Below are 1,485 nucleotides of genomic sequence, written 5' to 3' on the forward strand. Positions count from 1 at the left end.
ATATCGACCGCCATGCCAACCGCCTTGAGCTGAGCCTGCACAATTTCGGCAATCCGCTTGTATTCGGTCTCGCCTCTCGTCCAGAGGCTGACCGCCAGCGGCGCCCCGGCCTTGTGACGGACGCCATCGTCGCCACGAACCCATCCGGCCTCGTCGAGCAGATGGTTGGCTTTTTCCGCATCGTAGTGGATCTCAAAATCCTTGCCGACCCGCGATTCCGCGAGCGAGGCGATAAGAAATTGGTGCGACTCTGTTCCGATGCCGTTGTAGACGCCTTTGAGGATGGCAGCTTGATCAACAGCCAGGGCTGTCGCCTGGCGAATCTTGATGTCGGTGAACGGCTCCTTGCGAACGTTGAACTTGATTGTGGTGACGCCGATGCCGGGCAGGGTCCGGAACTTGATGCTCTTTTCAGCCTGCAACTGAGGGAGAAATTCGGTAGGCAGGCCAAGCAGCATGCCAACCCCGCCGGTCTTCAGTTCCAGGAAGGCTGTCGAAGCATCCGGAATCTCGCGCAGTGTCAGACGCTTGATGCTTGGCGGCCCCTGATTTTCGGAGAGCGGATTGGGCCAGGCATAGTCGTCATTGCTGACCAGCACGGTTTCCTGGCTGATGACGAAGCTCTCAAGCTTGAAAGGCCCGGTTCCCACAGCTTCCGTCACGCCGTAGCCGTTACTCACTGCGTCATAGGACTTCGGGCTCGGGATTCCCATGAACACGTTCGCCAAATAATAGATGAGATTTGGCTCTGGCCGCTTCATGATGAACCGGAACGCATGGTCATCGATGATCTCGACGTGGTCGATGGCGTCGACCATGAACTGATTCTCGGTGCCCGCGTATTTCGAGATCCACCACGGGATCGTGTGCGCGTTGAAGGGCTCGCCATCGTGGAACTTGACGCCCTGACGCAATGTGAAGCTCCAGCTCATCCCGTCCGGGGAATTTTCCCAAGATTGCGCGAGATGCGGATGGTAGGACTGATCGGCATCCATCTCGATCAGCCTGTCGTAGATCAAATAGGCTCCAAGATTGAGATAGGTGCCGCGGATCGGGTCGTAGTTGGGGCAGCCATTGCTGCTGCTGCCAAGCACCAGCACAAGCTCGTCCTGCGAGGCATGCGCAGGAGGAGACAGCACTCCAACCCCTGCGGCCAGCGACAGACCAGATGCCGAGATCAGAAACTCGCGTCTATTCATATTCTCTCCCCTTTTTTAGTTTTTTTGACGGCATTCCTGAGTGGTTAGCTGCCTCACCATCTCGCAAGCTTCGCCCCGACGAGGTCTTCGATCACCGAGGCCCTGAAATCGCCGGTCTTCTTGGTGCCCTCGATGTTCATCAGCACGGCGACCGCATGGGTTTGATCCCGCGTCAGGACCACCATGTTGGAGGCGCCCACGTCGCTGCCGGAATGCCCGACGAAATCGTGCCCGTTGATCGGCTCAGAAACCCAGCCCAGCCCCTGGTACGAAACCAGTTCCGGAT

General features: G+C 58.0%; 1 protein-coding gene and 1 pseudogene. Both read right to left on the bottom strand.

What is annotated here, in order from left to right; genetic code table 11:
• On the bottom strand, positions 1-1,019 hold a 1,019-nt coding region (locus EN925_RS35465), incomplete at its 3' end, for an ABC transporter substrate-binding protein (protein WP_245487419.1).
• Between the two features lie 233 nt (positions 1,020-1,252).
• A pseudogene (locus EN925_RS35470) lies at positions 1,253-1,485 on the bottom strand (serine hydrolase); the annotation flags it as partial.

The organism is Mesorhizobium sp. M7A.F.Ca.US.006.04.2.1, assembly GCF_004022915.1.
In the GTDB taxonomy this organism is placed as follows: domain Bacteria; phylum Pseudomonadota; class Alphaproteobacteria; order Rhizobiales; family Rhizobiaceae; genus Mesorhizobium; species Mesorhizobium ciceri.